This is a genomic window from Marichromatium purpuratum 984, assembly GCF_000224005.2.
Classification (GTDB): domain Bacteria; phylum Pseudomonadota; class Gammaproteobacteria; order Chromatiales; family Chromatiaceae; genus Marichromatium; species Marichromatium purpuratum.
Map to the genome: position 1 here is coordinate 264,767 of NZ_CP007031.1, position 15,292 is coordinate 280,058.

General features: G+C 68.4%; 17 protein-coding genes. 4 read left to right on the top strand and 13 right to left on the bottom strand.

Annotation, left to right across the window (positions count from 1 at the left end; genetic code table 11):
* Positions 1 to 39: 39 nt before the first annotated feature.
* Entirely contained in the window at positions 40 to 825 is a 786-nt protein-coding gene (locus MARPU_RS01155; RefSeq protein WP_005221787.1) for a DUF2189 domain-containing protein, read from the top strand.
* A gap of 9 nt (positions 826 to 834) precedes the next feature.
* On the opposite strand, the gene MARPU_RS01160 is transcribed toward MARPU_RS01155, so the two are convergent.
* From MARPU_RS01160 to MARPU_RS01195, 8 genes are all read right to left on the bottom strand, one after another.
* Entirely contained in the window at positions 835 to 1,497 is a 663-nt protein-coding gene (locus MARPU_RS01160; RefSeq protein WP_005221786.1) for a sulfotransferase family 2 domain-containing protein, read from the bottom strand.
* 56 nt (positions 1,498 to 1,553) lie between these two features.
* Positions 1,554 to 2,459: a tyrosine recombinase XerC gene (xerC, locus tag MARPU_RS01165; protein WP_005221783.1), complete on the bottom strand. Its 906-nt coding sequence runs from the start codon at positions 2,457 to 2,459 to the stop codon at positions 1,554 to 1,556.
* 7 nt (positions 2,460 to 2,466) lie between these two features.
* Positions 2,467 to 3,159: a DUF484 family protein gene (locus MARPU_RS01170; RefSeq protein ID WP_005221781.1), complete on the bottom strand. Its 693-nt coding sequence runs from the start codon at positions 3,157 to 3,159 to the stop codon at positions 2,467 to 2,469.
* 10 nt (positions 3,160 to 3,169) lie between these two features.
* Complete coding sequence (gene dapF / locus MARPU_RS01175; protein ID WP_005221779.1) at positions 3,170 to 4,000, bottom strand: diaminopimelate epimerase; 831 nt, start codon at positions 3,998 to 4,000, stop codon at positions 3,170 to 3,172.
* Between the two features lie 31 nt (positions 4,001 to 4,031).
* Positions 4,032 to 4,703, bottom strand: a complete 672-nt coding sequence (locus MARPU_RS01180; RefSeq protein ID WP_005221777.1) for a class I SAM-dependent methyltransferase — start codon at positions 4,701 to 4,703, stop codon at positions 4,032 to 4,034.
* A complete protein-coding gene (lysA, locus tag MARPU_RS01185; protein ID WP_005221776.1) occupies positions 4,700 to 5,947 on the bottom strand; it encodes a diaminopimelate decarboxylase in 1,248 nt (415 codons plus the stop codon). The genes MARPU_RS01180 and lysA overlap by 4 nt, the downstream gene beginning before the upstream one ends.
* 22 nt (positions 5,948 to 5,969) lie before the next feature.
* Positions 5,970 to 6,158 (bottom strand): LPS translocon maturation chaperone LptM, encoded by a 189-nt coding sequence (gene lptM / locus MARPU_RS01190; protein WP_005221774.1) that lies wholly within the window; start codon positions 6,156 to 6,158, stop codon positions 5,970 to 5,972.
* Between the two features lie 68 nt (positions 6,159 to 6,226).
* A complete protein-coding gene (locus MARPU_RS01195; RefSeq protein ID WP_005221772.1) occupies positions 6,227 to 7,735 on the bottom strand; it encodes an HDOD domain-containing protein in 1,509 nt (502 codons plus the stop codon).
* Between the two features lie 208 nt (positions 7,736 to 7,943).
* Between MARPU_RS01195 and MARPU_RS01200 the strand changes: the two genes are divergently transcribed.
* Positions 7,944 to 8,840: a DNA ligase gene (locus MARPU_RS01200; RefSeq protein ID WP_005221770.1), complete on the top strand. Its 897-nt coding sequence runs from the start codon at positions 7,944 to 7,946 to the stop codon at positions 8,838 to 8,840.
* 37 nt (positions 8,841 to 8,877) lie between these two features.
* Here MARPU_RS01200 and MARPU_RS01205 read toward each other — a convergent pair whose 3' ends face one another.
* Both MARPU_RS01205 and MARPU_RS01210 read right to left on the bottom strand, forming a co-directional pair.
* Complete coding sequence (locus MARPU_RS01205; protein ID WP_005221769.1) at positions 8,878 to 9,063, bottom strand: hypothetical protein; 186 nt, start codon at positions 9,061 to 9,063, stop codon at positions 8,878 to 8,880.
* An 89-nt stretch (positions 9,064 to 9,152) separates the two neighbouring features.
* Complete coding sequence (locus MARPU_RS01210) at positions 9,153 to 9,716, bottom strand: peptidylprolyl isomerase (protein WP_005221767.1); 564 nt, start codon at positions 9,714 to 9,716, stop codon at positions 9,153 to 9,155.
* A 535-nt stretch (positions 9,717 to 10,251) separates the two neighbouring features.
* On the opposite strand from MARPU_RS01210, the gene MARPU_RS01215 reads away from it, so the two are divergent.
* Positions 10,252 to 10,674, top strand: a complete 423-nt coding sequence (locus MARPU_RS01215; RefSeq protein WP_005221765.1) for a tellurite resistance TerB family protein — start codon at positions 10,252 to 10,254, stop codon at positions 10,672 to 10,674.
* A gap of 6 nt (positions 10,675 to 10,680) precedes the next feature.
* On the opposite strand, the gene MARPU_RS01220 is transcribed toward MARPU_RS01215, so the two are convergent.
* Positions 10,681 to 11,433 (bottom strand): sulfite exporter TauE/SafE family protein, encoded by a 753-nt coding sequence (locus MARPU_RS01220; RefSeq protein ID WP_005221763.1) that lies wholly within the window; start codon positions 11,431 to 11,433, stop codon positions 10,681 to 10,683.
* An 88-nt stretch (positions 11,434 to 11,521) separates the two neighbouring features.
* On the opposite strand from MARPU_RS01220, the gene MARPU_RS01225 reads away from it, so the two are divergent.
* The gene (locus tag MARPU_RS01225) at positions 11,522 to 12,076 is read left to right on the top strand and encodes an N-acetylmuramoyl-L-alanine amidase (protein WP_025275050.1); all 555 of its coding nucleotides are present in this window, start codon (positions 11,522 to 11,524) and stop codon (positions 12,074 to 12,076) included.
* A 7-nt stretch (positions 12,077 to 12,083) separates the two neighbouring features.
* On the opposite strand, the gene MARPU_RS01230 is transcribed toward MARPU_RS01225, so the two are convergent.
* Complete coding sequence (locus tag MARPU_RS01230) at positions 12,084 to 13,478, bottom strand: sensor domain-containing diguanylate cyclase (protein WP_005221748.1); 1,395 nt, start codon at positions 13,476 to 13,478, stop codon at positions 12,084 to 12,086.
* A gap of 276 nt (positions 13,479 to 13,754) precedes the next feature.
* Positions 13,755 to 15,203 (bottom strand): bifunctional 2-methylcitrate dehydratase/aconitate hydratase, encoded by a 1,449-nt coding sequence (locus tag MARPU_RS01235; RefSeq protein WP_005221746.1) that lies wholly within the window; start codon positions 15,201 to 15,203, stop codon positions 13,755 to 13,757.
* Between the last annotated feature and the right edge of the window lie 89 nt (positions 15,204 to 15,292).

Consider the following 15,292-nt stretch of genomic DNA (forward strand, 5'->3'; position numbering starts at 1 on the left):
AGCTATCGGGGGGTCGAACCAGCGCGGAGGAATGCCCGCATGCAGCCGTCCACCTCGTCCGAGTCCGCCGTCCGTCCGCCGCCCGGGGTCAACCGGGTCGCCCCGGGGCAGCCCTTGCGGTGGTTGCGCGCCGGTTGGCGCGATCTGCGCGCCGCCCCCGGCTACAGCCTGCGCTATGGTGCCGGGATCGTGCTGATCAGCCTGGCGATCACCGTGCCGCTGGCGCTCGGGCGCTTCGCCTTCCTGGTGCCCTTCCTGCTCGCCGCCTTCTATCTGATCGCGCCGCTGTTGGCCATCGGGCTCTATCAGATGAGCGCGCACCTCGAGGTCGGCGAGTCGCTCGAACGCTGTCAGGCGCTCGAGGCCTTTCGCCGCAACCAGGGGCAGTTGGGCATCGCCACCGGTTTCCTGCTGATGATCCTGCAGCTGTGGATCCTCGCCACCGTGTTCCTGTTCATCATGCTGTTCACCGATCCGTTGCCGAGCTGGGAGCGCTTCGTCGCCGTGGTCTTCCTCTCCGGCGAGCATCTCGGGCTGGTGGCGGTGCTGGTCGCGGTGGGGGCGGTGTTCGCGGCCGCGGCCTTCTGCATCGCGGCAGTGACGGTGCCGATGCTGATCGACCGCCCGGTCGATGCCTTCACCGCCGCGCGTACCAGCTTCGCCGCGGTGCGGGTCAACTGGGCGCCGATGCTGCTGTGGGCGGGGCTGATCGTGGTGATCGTCGGGCTCGGGCTGGCGAGTCTGCTGCTCGGGCTGTTCGTCGCCGTGCCGCTGGTCGGGCACGCCACCTGGCACGCCTATCGTGATCTGGTGCCGCGCGACTGAGCCGGGTGCTCAGTCCGGGTCGAAGCGGTAGTCGAGCAGCTTGATGTCGCGGGCGAAGTGACGCGCTACCAGCTCGGCGGTGTCGTCGTCGTAATAGCTGCGATAGTCGCGCTTGCGATCGGTCGCCTTGCGCGCGTGAGGGAGAGCCGGCTGGGTGATGCCGATGCGCGCGCAGACGGTGGCGAAGTCGTCGTGGAGTTGTTCGTAGCGGCCGATGAAGTCGACGATGACCTCGCCGTGGAGGTCGACCAGATAGTCGCTCTGGCGGGTGATCGAGGTGTCGACGTGGTATTGGTAGGGACGCTCGGGGTCGAGCTTCCAGCGCAGGAAGTCGGCGAACTCCTGGTGGCCGCCGAGATAGTGCGGACGCTCGCGACGGATGTGATGGAAGGAGCTGACTTGCAGGTCCCAGGGGTTGCGCACGAAGGCGAACTTGAACAGCGAGTCGTAGAAGGGACGCGGCAGCAGCTCCTGGGCGAGCACCGCCTTGGCGTGGCGCGGCAGCTTGGTGCCGATGCGATGACCGCTGAGATGGCTCATGCGGCTGCACAGGAACATCGGGTAGTACCAGGGATCGCGCCAGCGCAGCCCCTGGAGCGCGGCGCGCACGCTGGTGCCGCCGGTCTTGGCGATGTGGACGAAGAGAAAGCGATAGCGGGGCGAGAGCAGCATGGGGGTCCCTGGGATGGTGGTGCGGGTGGCGTGGCCGCCGGCATTGTCGCGGGCGGTCAGCGCCGGCGCTTGGCGCGCGGATGGGCCTGGTCGTAGACCTGGGCGAGGTGCTGGAAGTCGAGATGGGTGTAGATCTGGGTGGTACCGATGTCGGCGTGACCGAGCAGTTCCTGGACGGCGCGTAGATCGGCCGAGGACTCCAGCAGATGGGTGGCGAAGCTGTGGCGCAACATGTGCGGATGCAGCCCCTGGGCCAGCCCCTGGACCTGGGCCCACTGCGTCAGCCGCGCCTGGACGGTGCGCGGGTGGATGCGGGTGCCGCGCAGGCTGACGAACAGCGCCGGCTCTTCGGGCGCGGCGACGAAGGGACGCAGCAGTCGCCACTGGCGCAGCGCCTCGCGCGCCTTGCGCCCGACCGGCACGCGCCGGGTCTTGGCGCCCTTGCCGACGACCTCCAGCTCGTCGACCTCCAGCGGTACCTCGGTGAGATCCAGCGCGACCAACTCGGAGAGACGCAGTCCGGCGGAGTAGAAGAGTTCGATCATCGCCCCGTCGCGGATCTCCAGCACCTCCTCGCGGGGACGGTCGAGCACCGCGCAGAGCTGATCGGCCTCCAGCGTCCTGGGCAGCTTGCGCGGGGTCTTGGGGGCGCGGATGTCGAGCGCCGGGCTGGCGGTGACCAGCTCCTCGCGCAGCAGCCAGCGATAGAAGGCGCGCAGGCTGGAGAGTTCGCGCTGCAGGGTGCGCCCGCCGATGCCGTCGCGATGACGCGCGCCGATATAGCGCTGCACCGTCTCGCCGTCGATGGTCTCGATCGTCACCTCGGCGTGGGCCTCCAGCCAGGCGAGGAGACGCTCGAGGTCGCGGCGATAGTTGGCGACGGTCAGCGGTGCCAGCCGCCGCTCGTGGGCGAGGTGGTCGAGAAAGCGCGCGAGCAGCTGGGCGGAGGTCTCGCCGGCCATGTGCGAGTCAGTCCCGTCCGCAGCGTTCGATGGTGACCGCGTTCAGCTTGTGGGCGATGATCTCGCCGAGCCGGTCGAGCAGGTCGGTGCCAAGCTCGGGGCGGAAGCGCTCGGGGTCGCTGCTGCCGATGGCGAGCACGCCGGAGCGCTCCGCAGTGCGGATGGGGACCAGGGCGGCAGTGCGCACGCTCGCTGCGGCCTCGCCGAACAGCACCTCGGCCTTGTCGGCGCCGAGTGGCCCGCAGAGCGCGTGCTTGCGTGCGAGGAAGTCCTTGAAGGCGGCGGTGAGCGGGTCGGTGGTGGCCGCTTCGGGGTCGAGCGGGAAGAGTCGCAGGGTGACGGCATCGGCGCGGAACTCCTGCAACAGCGTCTCGCGCAGGCGCTCGCACAGTTGCTCGGGGTCGTTGATCGCGATCAGCTTCAGCACCAGCGCGTGCAATCGGGTCGACAGCGACTCGTACTCGCGGGCGCGGGCGATGAGCTGGCCGAGACGCTGGCGCTCGGTGTCGAGTTCCTGGCGCAGCGCCCGCACCTGGCGCTCGATCAGCGAGACGGCGTCGCCGGTGGGATGCGGGATCCGCAGCGTGATGAGGATCTCCGGGTGGTGCTCGAAGAAGTCGGGATGGCGCTGCAGATAGGCGGCGACCGTAGCCTCCAGCGCCTCGTCCCTGGTCTCGGGCTGCTCTGCCTGTGTGATCACGATTGACCCCTCATAGAACGATCTCCCCGTGGAACACTGATTCGGCAGGCCCGGTCATCCAGACGACGTCATCCGGGCTGCGCCAGTCGATTATAAGCCCTCCGCCCGGCAGGTCGACGCGTACGCGCTCATCGAGCAGACCGCGTAGCCGCCCACTGACCACTGCGGCGCAGGCACCGGTGCCGCAGGCCAGGGTCTCGCCGGCACCGCGCTCGTGCACCCGCAGACGGATTGCGTCGCCGGCGAGCCGTTGCATGAAGCCGACGTTGACCCGCTGCGGGAAGCGTGGGTGGTGCTCGATCGCCGGCCCGAGACTCGCCACCGGCGCGGTCTCGACGTCCTCGACCAGTAGCACCGCGTGCGGGTTGCCCATGGAGACGGCGCCGATCTGGTGGTGCTCGCCGGCGACCTCGAGGTCGTAGAGCGGCGCCTCGTGCTCGGCCTGGAAGGGGATCTCGACCGGCGCCAGCCGGGGGCGGCCCATGTTGACCCGGACCAGGCCGTCGGCCTCGAGATGGAGCCGGATCGCCCCGGCGGCGGTGCCGACCGGGATCTCGTCGTGCTCGGTCAGCCCCTGCTCGCGCACGAAGCGGGCGAAGCAGCGTGCGCCGTTGCCGCACTGCTCGACCTCGGAGCCGTCGGCGTTGAAGATCCGGTAGTGGAACTCGGTGCCCGGCAGCCGTGGCGGCTCGACCAGCAGGATCTGGTCGCAGCCGACGCCGAAGCGCCGATCGGCGAGCCGGCGCAACCGTTCGGGGTCGAGCGTGATGCGCTGGCGCACCGCGTCGAACACTACGAAGTCGTTGCCGAGCCCGTGCATCTTGGTGAAGCGGACCTTCATCGATTCGATCTCCTGCGTGGCGTCGCCGGGCTCATCCCGGCAGCCGTCCCCAGACCGCCAAATGACGGTCGCTGACCACTCCGACCTCGAGGTCCTCGAGCCCGGCCTCGGCGAGCTGCTCGACCACCTCGCGCGGCTCGTAGGCGGCGAACAGCGAGTTGCGGAAGTCGCTGCGCAGCACCTCGGGTGCATTGGCGACATAGGTCTCGACCAGCGCCTCGGCCCAGCCCGCCGAGGGCGGGCGCAGCAGGTCCATCACCAGCACCAGGGCGTCGGGGTTGGCGTGCGCGCGCACCGTCCGCCACAGCACCTGGGGATCGTGGAGATGATGCAGCAGGCTGTTGGAGAGGATCAGGTCGTAACGGCGCTCTGCGAGCCGGCTCGAGGGCAGACGGTCGTGCACCAGCTGCCAGCGGCCGTCGAGATCGGCGGCGTCCTCGAGGATGGCGCGAGCCCGTTCGAGCATGGTCGCGGCGCCGTCGAGCGCGTCGCAGTGCAGCCGCGGATAGGTACGCAGCAGGCGCAACACGATGTCGGCCGGGCCGCAGCCGAGGTCGAGCGCCGCCGAGCCCGGCAATCCGCCCCGCGCCTGACGGGCGAGGAGACGCATGAACAGGCTGTTGGAGTCGGAGAAGTCGGCCTCGGCATAGGCTTGCGCCTGCTCCTCGGTGTCCATCAGTTCGGGCTCGGGGCGACGCTTCACGGCAGTCTCCGTTCCCCCGCGAACAGCGACTCGACCGACTCGCGCTCGCGCACCAGGTGGGCCTGGTCGCCCTCGACCATGACCTCGGCGGCGCGCGGGCGGCTGTTGTAGTTCGAGCTCATGGTGAAGCCATAGGCGCCGCTGCCGCGCACCGCCAGCAGATCATCGGGGCGGATGGCGAGCTGGCGCGACTTGCCGAGGAAGTCGCCGGTCTCGCATACCGGGCCGACGAGGTCGTAGCGCTGGGTCTCGAGCGTGGGGTCGAGGCGCACCGGGACGATCTCCTGCTCGGCCTGATAGAGCGCCGGGCGCAGCAGGTCGTTCATGGCGCCGTCGACGATGGCGAAGTGACGCGCCTCGGTCGGCTTGAGGTACTCGACGCGGGTGAGCAGCACGCCGGCGTTGCCGGCGATGGCGCGGCCCGGCTCGATGAGGATCTCGTAGGGCTTGCCGGCGAGGCGGTGACGGATGGCTGCGGCATAGGCGGCCGGGTCGGGCGGCAGCTCGTCGCGATAGCGGATGCCGAGCCCGCCGCCGAGATCGAGGTGTTCGATGGCGATACCGGCCTCGGCGAGACGGTCGGCGAGTGCGAGCACCCGGTCGAGGGCGTCGATGAAGGGGGCGAGGTCGGTGAGCTGCGAGCCGATGTGGCAGTCGATGCCGGTGACCCGCAGGTTGGGTCGTGCGGCGGCGTCGCGATAGACCGCCTCGGCGGCGCGGATGTCGATGCCGAACTTGTTCTCGCGCAGTCCGGTGGAGATGTAGGGATGGGTGCGGGCGTCGACGTCGGGGTTGACCCGCAGCGACACCGGGGCGATCACGCCGAGTTCGCCGGCGACCTGATCGAGGCGGTCGAGTTCGGCCTCGGACTCGAGGTTGAAGCAGCGGATGCCGACCTCGAGGGCACGGCGCATCTCGTCGGCGCGCTTGCCGACCCCGGAGAAGACCACCCGCGACGGGTCGCCGCCGGCGGCGAGCACGCGTTCGAGTTCGCCCACCGAGACGATGTCGAAGCCCGAGCCGAGCCGCGCCAGGGTGTCGAGCACGGCGAGGTTGGAGTTGGCCTTGACGGCGAAGCAGACCAGATGCGGATGCTCGGCGAAGGCGCGGTCGAAGGCGTGCCAGTGACGCTCCAGGGTCGCCCTGGAGTAGATGTAACACGGGGTGCCGAAGCGCTCGGCGATCTCGGTCAGGGGGACCGACTCGGCGTGGAGCAGGTCGTCTCGATAGTTGAAGTGATCCATGCGGCGTCGATGTGGTGCTCGGCTAGGGCTGATCGGCGGCGGGGACAGCGGCGTCGGTGACGTCGGGCAGGTCTCCGCCGGTGGCGGCTGGCGTTGCCGGCTCCGGCTCGGGCAGGTAGAGCGGGCCCTTCTGGCCGCATGCACCGAGCATGCTGACGGTCCCGAGCACCAGGATGATGGCGATGAACAGATAACGGGCCCAACAGAGCATTGGAGCGTCTCACGCGAAAAGGGGTTGAGTCGGGCCTCTAGTATACATTCCAGCGCCCGGAGCGCGGGTCAGCGCGCGCGCCGTCGCGCCGCCAGGGTCAGCCCCTGGCTGGCCTGCTTGGCGAAGTGCTGGAAGTCCTCGAACAATGGCTCGGTGAGGGTGCGCGCGCTGCTGGCGCGGTCGGCGTAGAGCAGCCCGATGCCCTGTCCGGCGATGTCGATCGGGGCGATCATGAAGGGGGTGCGACCGAGCGCCTGGATTACCGTGGCCGGTACGTCGGCGAGCGCCTCGCCACGGAGGCAGCGTGCCTGCTGGCGCTCGATGACCGTGAACAGCGGATGGTTCTGACCCGGCAGGCGGGTGAACTGGAAGCGGGCGAGCAGCCGTTCGGATTCGCTGCCGAGGGCGTATCTGGCCTTGAGCGTGCGCTTGTCCGGGGTGATCAGGGCGAACACCACCCGATCCATGCCGACGCCGCGGTGGATGCCCTCGAGTGCCAGGGTCATCACCTCGTTGAGACTGGCCGTGCCGCTCTCGATCAGTGCCGAGAGTTCGCGCAGCACGCGCAGTTGGAGCTGGGCATCGGGCTCGGGGGCGGTGCTCTCGGCGTCTGTCGTCGTCGCCTCCGCTGCCGCTGTCTCGCTGCCCGTCTCGGGTCTCGGCTGGTCTGACGCCTCTTGCTGTTGCGGGATGTGCGGGACGGCGATCTGGGCGCCGATGGCGGCGGCCATCTCGGCCGCTTCGCTGGCATTGTGCTGCAGCATCTTGTGGGTTTCGCCGATCGCCTGGTCGATCATCTTGGCAGCGCGCTTGACCAGTTTCTCCATTGGCTCGGTGTGCCAGCCGCCGTCCTCGGCGCAGAGCGCGATCTGCTGACCGAGCACCACGGTCTGGACCCGCTCGTCGAGCACGCTGGGGGTGACGATCGCCTCGCGCACCAGCTCGTTGAGGTTCCACACCCTGGCCAGCTGGCCGCTGAGCTGGTTGAGACGAAAGCCGAGGATGCGCTCCTGAGCACGTTCGGGGAGCGCCGCCGGCTGCTGACGGTAGAGCTGGTCGAGCGCTTCGGCCTGCTCACCGCCGAAGCACCAGAAGGCCAGCTCGCCGATGCGGTGGAGCAGGGCGGCGATGAAGACCTCCTCGGGCGCCTTGTCCTCGCGCGCGGTGGCGATCGAGCGGGCCTGGATCGCCGCGTGGAGGGCGCGTGCCAGTTCGCGCGCGACACGCTCGCGGGTTGCCCCCTCGATGGTGTCGTCGACCAGGGTCGCGGCCAGGCACATGTTGCTCACCGCATTGAAGCCGAGCACCACTACGGCGCGATTGACCGAGGTGAGGGTGTGGCCGGAGCCGGTACCGGCCGGATTGTAATAGACGGAGTTGGCGAGCTTGAGGATGCGGGTGGTGAGCGAGGGGTCTTGCATGATCACCTGGGCCAGGGCGGCGGCCGGCGCCAGTTCGTCCTCGGAGACACGCAACACCTGATGCACGGTGTTGTTGAAGATCGGCATCTCGCGATGCTGGATCAACTCGACCCATTCGGCCAGACGGCGTTTCGGCGGGGTGCGTTGCGTGTTCAAGGCAGGCTCCTGGCGGGATGGCTACGTGCTGGCCCAGGTGCGTCCGGTCGATGCGGTACTGAATGAAGAGGCAGTTTACCGGTTTTCCGGCGGATGGCGTATTCGCGGCACGCTTCGTGTCCGCTCGCCCGTCCGATTCGACCGTGTATCAAGCGGCACTGCACTAGCCTTGTCCCGATCATCATGAGGGCGAATCGGGGACGAAAAAATGTTCTTGCTGTCGCTGCTGTTGGTCGCCTTGTTCGTATCGGCACCGGTTGGCGCCGCGCCCGACGAATGGCCTGCCGGCTGCGTGTCCGGTGTGCCGCTCGGCGAGCGCGATGGCGAGGCGCCCCCGGCGCTGACCCTGGCCGGGGTCTATCGCCGGGGCCTGCCCGTCGCCGATTATTGGGTCAGCGAGAAGCTCGACGGGGTGCGCGCCTACTGGGACGGGCAGCGTCTGGTCAGTCGCGGTGGTCGGGCGATCGTGGCGCCGGCGCACTTCACCGCCGGCTGGCCGCGACTCGCGCTCGATGGAGAGCTGTGGATGGGGCGGGGGACCTTCGACCGGCTGTCCGGGATCGTGCGTCGTCAACGGCCCGAGCCGGACGCGTGGCGCGCGGTGCGCTACATGGTGTTCGATCTGCCCGGGTGCGAACTCGACTTCGATGGCCGCTTGGCTGCCCTGCGCCAGTTGTTCGCCGTGCCGCAGCCGGCGTCGCTGGGGCTGATCGAGCAGTGGCGTGGCCGCGATCATGCACACTTGATGAGGCGGTTGCGTCAGGTGGTTGCCGCCGGGGGCGAGGGGCTGATGCTGCACCGCGGCGCTGCGCCCTATCGGGCGGGGCGCGGCGATGACCTGCTCAAGCTCAAGCCCTATCTCGACGCCGAGGCGCGGGTGATCGCCCACCTGCCCGGCAAGGGGCGGCTGCGCGGGATGGTCGGGGCGCTGCTGGTGGAGGATGCCGAGGGGCGGCGCTTTCGTCTCGGTAGCGGTCTGAGCGATGCCGAACGGCAGGCGCCGCCGCCGGTCGGCAGCTGGGTGACCTTCAGGTATCAGGGCTACACCAGTAACGGCATTCCGCGCTTTGCGCGTTATCTGCGGGTGCGGACGGCGGAGGAGTGAGGGTGTGGACTGGGGCGCGTCCCTGCGCCATCGCAGGCTAGCGCAGTGTGCGCAGGATCGCCGCCTCGATCTGGCGGGCATGGGGGTGTTCGCGATCGGCGCCGTGCGGGTGCACGGTCTCGAGTTCGCTCCAGGTCTGCAGACGCGGCTGGCGCTCGGGTGCCTGCTCGAGCGGCTGGCGCCGTGGGTCGAGGAAGGTGTCGCGAGGGTCTGGGATACGCATGGCTGAGTCCTCGTTCGCGTCGGTTGGTAGCTTGTTGTTAAGGGTGGGGGTGGTGGACACCAGACCAAGGGCCCACCACGCCCCGGGGGTCACAGTGCCCGACAGTCCTCCAGTATCACCGCTGTCCGGGTGCGCCCGGAGCGCGAGCCCTCGGCCTCCATCGCCTTGATGACCTCGATGCCGTCGACGACCTCGCCGAAGACCACGTGCTTGCCGTCGAGCCAGGGGGTGGGGGCGACGGTGATGAAGAACTGCGAGCCGTTGGTGTCGGGGCCAGCATTGGCCATCGACAGCAGGCCTGGGCGGTCGTGATGCCGTTCAAAGTTCTCGTCGGGGAAGCGCTCGCCATAGATCGAGCGGCCACCGGTGCCGTTGCCGTTGGTGAAGTCGCCGCCCTGGATCATGAAGCCGGGGATGATGCGGTGGAAGGGGCTGCCGGCATAGGCGAGGTCGTCCCCGCGCTCACCGGTGCAGAGCGTGCGAAAGTTCTCCGCGGTCTTCGGGGTGGTATCGGCGAACAGCTCCAGGGTGACGGTGCCGGCCGGCTCGCCGCCGATGGAGACGTCCAGCGCGACGCGGGGATTGGCCGCCAGCGCGGAGGTGGCGATGGTGGCAAGTGCCAGCGCGGCGAGTGAGGTCAGGGATCTGGACATGCGGGCTCCTGGATGATCGCGGTTGCACGGGTCCGGCAGGTCGAGCGCGCCGCTCCGTCACCTGTTAAAGCTTAAGGTTGAGGTGGAGCGGGCGGCGCGATACAGGTCACGCCGCGACCCGTCTGGGCTCGCCCCATTGTGGTGCCACTCGACGGCCGGTGCAATCGGCGGAGTCAGCTATCAGCCGTCTTCAGTCTCCAGCCGCCAGCTACCAGCCATCAGCCATCAGCCGCCAGTTGCCAGTTGCCAGTTGCCAGTTGCCAGTCACCAGCCATCAGCCATCAGCCATCAGCTACCAGCCGCCAGTCGCCAGTCGCCAGTCGCCAGTCGCCAGTCGCCAGTCGCCAGTCGCCAGCCAGCGACCAGCAAAGGCGGGACGCGACGCCTCGCTTCGGCGACGGTGGTCGAGGACGACCGCCCACTGGAGGCTGATGGCTGGCGGCTGGGGATTAAAGGCGGCTGATGATGACTCGTGCCGGATCCAGGGTCTGTGCGATGATCGTGGCAGTCTCATTCGCCATCAGCTGGAGCAGGTATGTCGACGCTCGAACTCACTCCCTATCCCGACAACAGCGCCGAGGCGCTGCTGCGGGTGATCACCCTCTTCATCGTCAGTGACGGCGAGGTCGCCGATGGCGAGGTGGAGATCCTCGACGATCTCGGGGTGTTCGAGACCCTGGGCGTCGACCACAACCGCTTCGCCGAGGTCTTCGATGCCTATTGCGACGACCTGATCGCCCATGCCGGCACCTCGCGCTATGTCGGGTTGAACGACCTGGAGTGGATCGACGCGGTGCTCGCCCCGGTCACCGAGGTCTCGCGTCGGCGCATGCTCGCGCGGGTGCTGCTGCTGGTAGCGCGCGCCGACGGCCACTTCGCCGACAGTGAGCTGGCGATCTATCGGCGCATCCTCGAGCGCTGGGAGATCGATCTCGACTCGCTCGCCGAGGCCGACTGAGCGCCCTCACCAGGCCTCGATGATCAATAGGACGGCGATCGCCCAGAGTGCCCCGCGCAGCCAGTTGCGGTAGCTCGCCCCGCCATGACGGCGTCGCACCCGGATGCCGATCCACAGTGCCAGCAGTACCGCCGGTAGCAGTATCAGCGCCAGCCCGAGTACCTCCGGGTCGAGCGCGTCACGGCTGGCGAAACCGAGCACCTGACCGCTCTTGCTGGTGATGAAGCTGAGGTTGAAGGTCGCGACCATCAGCGCCGGGTTCATCCGGGTGTAGAGGGCGAAAGCCACCACCACCGGGGCGAAGATGTTGATCAGTCCCGCCAGCAGCCCCATGCTCAACCCGAGCAGCGCCAGCGCCCAGTGCGGCACCTGGCGCTCCGGTCCCGTGCCCCGTCGTCGTTCGAGCAGCAGGAAGGCGACCAGCACCAGCGCCAGCAGGATCTGGAAGGGTTGCGGGTCGATACTGAGCAACAGCTGGGTGCTGATCAGACTGCCGATCATGGTGCTCACCGGCAGTGGCCAGAAGCGGCGCAGCGCCTCGCGCCAGTGTCGCTCGTGGGCGATGCTCACCAGGTTGATGAGGATGGTCGGGATCAGGGTCAGCAGGATCGCCATGCGCAGGTCCATCACCAGCGCCAGCAGCGGGGTGGCGAGCAACGGGAAGCCGAAGCCGAGGGCGCCGTGGGCGAAGGCGGCGGCGGTGAGGATGATAAGGGTGGCGAGATCGGTCAGGGAGAGGATGGCCGGATCCTTCTGCAAAGCGGATTCAAGCCGCCCAGCATAGCCGAGATCGCCTGCATGGGCGTGCCCGAGATGCGGTCGAGGCCGCCGGAGGTGGAGCATGGGGATGACGGCGAGAGGCGGGCGCTGGCTGCTCGGCGTGCTCTTGCTGCTCGGGCTCGGCGCGACGCCGGCGCGCGAGATCGATCTGGTGGTGATCCACGCCACCGGCGGTCCGGGCTGCAAGGCGGGGCGACTGTGGCACTCCGGGGGCGGCACACTCGAGTCCAACCAGCGTCATTTCGCCCGCAACCCGGGCATCAGCTATCACTATCTGATCGGTCGCGACGGCACCACGGTGACGGGGACGCCGGTGGCCGAGGTCGCCCATCACGCCCGCGGTCACAACGCCCGTTCGGTCGGCATCGAGCTGGTCAACGACGGCGATGGTCGCGACCCCTTTCCCGAGGTTCAGATCCAGGCGCTGATCGCACTGCTGCAGCCACTGCTCGTCGCCCACGATCTGAGCCCGGCGCAGATACGTGGTCATGGCGAACTCGATACCCGCAGCTTCGTCTGCGGCGGGCGGCGCTACAAGTCGAAGGTCGATCCCGGCGGTGCCTATCCAGGGTTCACGGGTAACTTCCCCTGGTCCCGGGTGCGCGAGACGCTGGCGCGCTGAGTCCACCTCAGGGGCCACGCTCTTTGTTGGCGATGCGCTCTAGCTCGTCGTCCGGCGGGGTCCAGCAGGCGATCCGATTGCGCCCGGCCTGCTTGGCGGCGTAGAGCTTGCGATCGGCGCACTCGAGCAGAGCCGAGAGCCTGGTCCTGAAGCCCCCGACGAGTTCGGCGACACCGATGCTGATGGTCAGCGAGAGTGCCCCTTGGTCGGTCTCGACCGGGGTGTCGGCGATGCACTGGCGCAAGCGTTCGGCGGTCTCGCAGGCGGTGGCGAGATCGGTCTCGGGGAGCAGCGCGGCGAACTCTTCGCCGCCGTAGCGACAGAGGATGTCGCTGTGGCGCAGGTTGAGCTTGAGTTGGCCGGCAACGGTCTGCAGCACCTCATCACCGATGAGATGACCGTGGCGGTCGTTGATCGACTTGAAGTGGTCGATGTCGATCATCAGCGCGCTGGTCGGCGTGCGCTTGCGCGCCGCCTGAGCCAGGTCCTGCTCGGCCAGCGACCAGAACTGACGGCGGTTGAACAGTCCGGTCAGTGGGTCGGAGATGGCCAGTTGTTCGAGGGTGCGCTCGAGCTGCTTCTGCTCGGTGATATCGCGTGAGTAGAGCGCGAGCTGCGAGACCTGGTGGTGTGCGTTGCAGACCGGGTAGAGGGTGTGGTCGAACCAGCGGTCGCGATACTGCTCCTGGTAGCGGGTCGGCTCGGCGCTGTTGATCACCTCTCTGAGCTGACGGCGCAGGTTGGCGGCGGTCTCGGTCGGGAGCTGTGCGAACAGGCTGCTGCCGATCAGTTGTCGGCGGTCGCGGTGCAATTGGCGGGCGGTCATGTCGTTGCAGGCGATCAGTTTGCCGGTGGTGTCCATCAGCAGCATCGAGTCGTCGGGAGTGTCGAGCAGTGCGCGCAGTGTCGCCTGATGGTCGCGCAGTGCCTGCTCGGCGCGCTTGTAGGCCGAGATGTCGGTGATGAAGCCTTCGAGGCTGAGCAGTTCGCCGTCGCTCGACCACAGCCCCCAGCCGCGCTCCCAGGCCCAGCGGATGTCGCCGTCGATATGGTTGATGCGGTACTCGACCTCGAAGGTACGTCGCTCGACGAGTGCCAGCTGGACCTGATCCCACACCCGGTCGCGATCCTCGGGGTGGATCAGATCCGAGTAGATGACCCGGTCGCGCATCAATGCCTCCGGGGGGTGGCCGGTGAGTGACCGGCAACCAGCGCTGACATAGTCCATGGTCCAGTTGCTGTCGTTCCTGCAGCGGTAGGCCATGCCGGGGAAGTTATCGACCAGGGCGGCGGTATCGGGGCAGTGTGTCCTGTACTGTACTCGTTCGAGTTCGTCGATACGGCGCTTCAGCGCGGCGTTCTCGACACGCAGTTGCTCGCTGTCGGGGCCGGGGGGGTGCATTGACCACTGCCTCCGCGAGATGCCGCAGTCGGGGTGCGGCTTGACCGATATGGATAGAGATGCTGCGCGATGGCCCGGGACGAGGCCCGCTCGACCGATGGCGAGATTCGGCGCCAGTGGGTCGTGCACGGGAGCGCTCTCTAATAAGCATGGCCCAGTGCGGGCGGCACGCCAAGTGGGACGGGTGGTCGGCGGGGTGGTGGGGAGAGGGGAGGGCGCGGGGTGGTCAAGGCCACCCCGCTCGGGGCGCGCCCCGGCGGGGGCGCGCGACCGGGATCAGATCATGAACAGGTCCATGAACTGGTGCACCGGGGTCTGCATCAGCTGCTGCTCGTCCTCGCAGAGGTCGTAGATGCGCTGTGCCTGACCCTTGGGGAAGCGGGTCTTGAGTGCGGCGAGGAACTTCGCCTCGAGCACCGGGATGCCCTCGGCGCGACGACGACGGTGACCGATCGGGTACTCGACCTCGACCAGCTCGGTGCTGCTGCCGTCCTTGAAGAAGACCTGCACGGCGTTGGCGATCGAGCGCTTCTCGGGATCGAGGTACTCGGCGGTGTAACGCGGGTCCTCGCGCACCACCATCTTCTCACGCAGCGCATCGATGCGCGGATCGGCGGCGACGCCGTCCTCGTAGTCGGCGGCGGTGAGACGACCGTGGATCAGCGGTACGGCGACCATGTACTGCAGGCAGTGGTCGCGGTCGGCCGGGTTGTAGAGCGGGCCGTCCTTGCTGATGATGCGGATCGCCGACTCCTGGGTGATCAGCTCGATGCGCTCGATCTCGTCGATGCGGTCCTTGACCTGGTCGTGCAGGCGCATCGCGCACTCGACCGCGGTCTGGGCGTGGAACTCGGCAGGGAAGCTGATCTTGAACAGGATGTTCTCCATCACATAGCTGCCGTAGTCGCGCTGGAAGGCGAACTTGTTGCCCTTGAACAGCACGTCGTAGAAGCCCCAAGTCGGCGCGCTCAGCACCGAGGGCAGGCCCATCTCGCCACGGTCGACCATCATCGCCAGGCGCACCGCGCGCGAGCTGGCATCGCCCGCTGCCCAGGACTTGCGCGAGCCGGTGTTGGGCGCGTGACGGTAGGTGCGCAGCGACTGGCCGTCGACCCAGGCCTGCGACAGGGTGTCGATGACCTGATCGCGATCGGCGCCGAGCATCAGCGCCGAGACCGCCGCCGAGGCCACCTTGACCAGCAGCACGTGGTCGAGACCGACGCGGTTGAAGCTGTTCTCGAGGGCGAGCACGCCCTGGATCTCGTGTGCCTTGACCATGTACTGGAGCACGTCGCCCACGGTCAGGGGCGCGGCGCCGTCGGCCACCGCCTTGCGCGAGAGATAGTCACCGAGGCCGAGGATGGCGCCGAGGTTGTCGGAGGGGTGGCCCCACTCGGCGGCGAGCCAGGTGTCGTTGAAGTCGAGCCAGCGGACCATGGCGCCGATGTCCCAGGCGGCCTTGACCGGGTCGAGCTGGAAGGCGGTGCCGGGCACACGCGAACCGTTGGGCACGGTGGTGCCGGGGACGATGGCGCCGAGGTGCTTGGTGCACTCGGGGTACTGCAGCGCGAGCATGGCGCAGCCGAGCGAGTCCATCAGGCAGTGACGGGCGGTGGTGATGGCCTCGGCCGAGTCGATCTCGGTGTTGCAGACGTAGTCGGCGATGGCGACCAGTTCCTGGTCCGGATCGGGGCGAACGTTGGCGTCGGCGATATGTGCGCTCATTTGAATGAGGTCTCCAGTGGGTTGGGAATGCGGTGGCTTGCAGCCGCCGGCCACCAGCTCCAGCCTCGAGCTGGTAGCTGGTAGCTGGT

What these genes read in the sequence shown, in the direction of transcription:
- lysA (WP_005221776.1), bottom strand. Translation starts at nt 5,947, where the DNA reads ATGGATCACTTCAACTATCGAGACGACCTGCTCCACGCCGAGTCGGTC.
- xerC (WP_005221783.1), bottom strand. Translation starts at nt 2,459, where the DNA reads ATGGCCGGCGAGACCTCCGCCCAGCTGCTCGCGCGCTTTCTCGACCAC.
- MARPU_RS01205 (WP_005221769.1), bottom strand. Translation starts at nt 9,063, where the DNA reads ATGCGTATCCCAGACCCTCGCGACACCTTCCTCGACCCACGGCGCCAG.
- MARPU_RS01200 (WP_005221770.1), top strand. Translation starts at nt 7,944, where the DNA reads ATGTTCTTGCTGTCGCTGCTGTTGGTCGCCTTGTTCGTATCGGCACCG.
- MARPU_RS01155 (WP_005221787.1), top strand. Translation starts at nt 40, where the DNA reads ATGCAGCCGTCCACCTCGTCCGAGTCCGCCGTCCGTCCGCCGCCCGGG.
- MARPU_RS01160 (WP_005221786.1), bottom strand. Translation starts at nt 1,497, where the DNA reads ATGCTGCTCTCGCCCCGCTATCGCTTTCTCTTCGTCCACATCGCCAAG.
- MARPU_RS01230 (WP_005221748.1), bottom strand. Translation starts at nt 13,478, where the DNA reads ATGCACCCCCCCGGCCCCGACAGCGAGCAACTGCGTGTCGAGAACGCC.
- MARPU_RS01225 (WP_025275050.1), top strand. Translation starts at nt 11,522, where the DNA reads ATGACGGCGAGAGGCGGGCGCTGGCTGCTCGGCGTGCTCTTGCTGCTC.
- MARPU_RS01210 (WP_005221767.1), bottom strand. Translation starts at nt 9,716, where the DNA reads ATGTCCAGATCCCTGACCTCACTCGCCGCGCTGGCACTTGCCACCATC.
- MARPU_RS01215 (WP_005221765.1), top strand. Translation starts at nt 10,252, where the DNA reads ATGTCGACGCTCGAACTCACTCCCTATCCCGACAACAGCGCCGAGGCG.
- lptM (WP_005221774.1), bottom strand. Translation starts at nt 6,158, where the DNA reads ATGCTCTGTTGGGCCCGTTATCTGTTCATCGCCATCATCCTGGTGCTC.
- MARPU_RS01235 (WP_005221746.1), bottom strand. Translation starts at nt 15,203, where the DNA reads ATGAGCGCACATATCGCCGACGCCAACGTTCGCCCCGATCCGGACCAG.
- dapF (WP_005221779.1), bottom strand. Translation starts at nt 4,000, where the DNA reads ATGAAGGTCCGCTTCACCAAGATGCACGGGCTCGGCAACGACTTCGTA.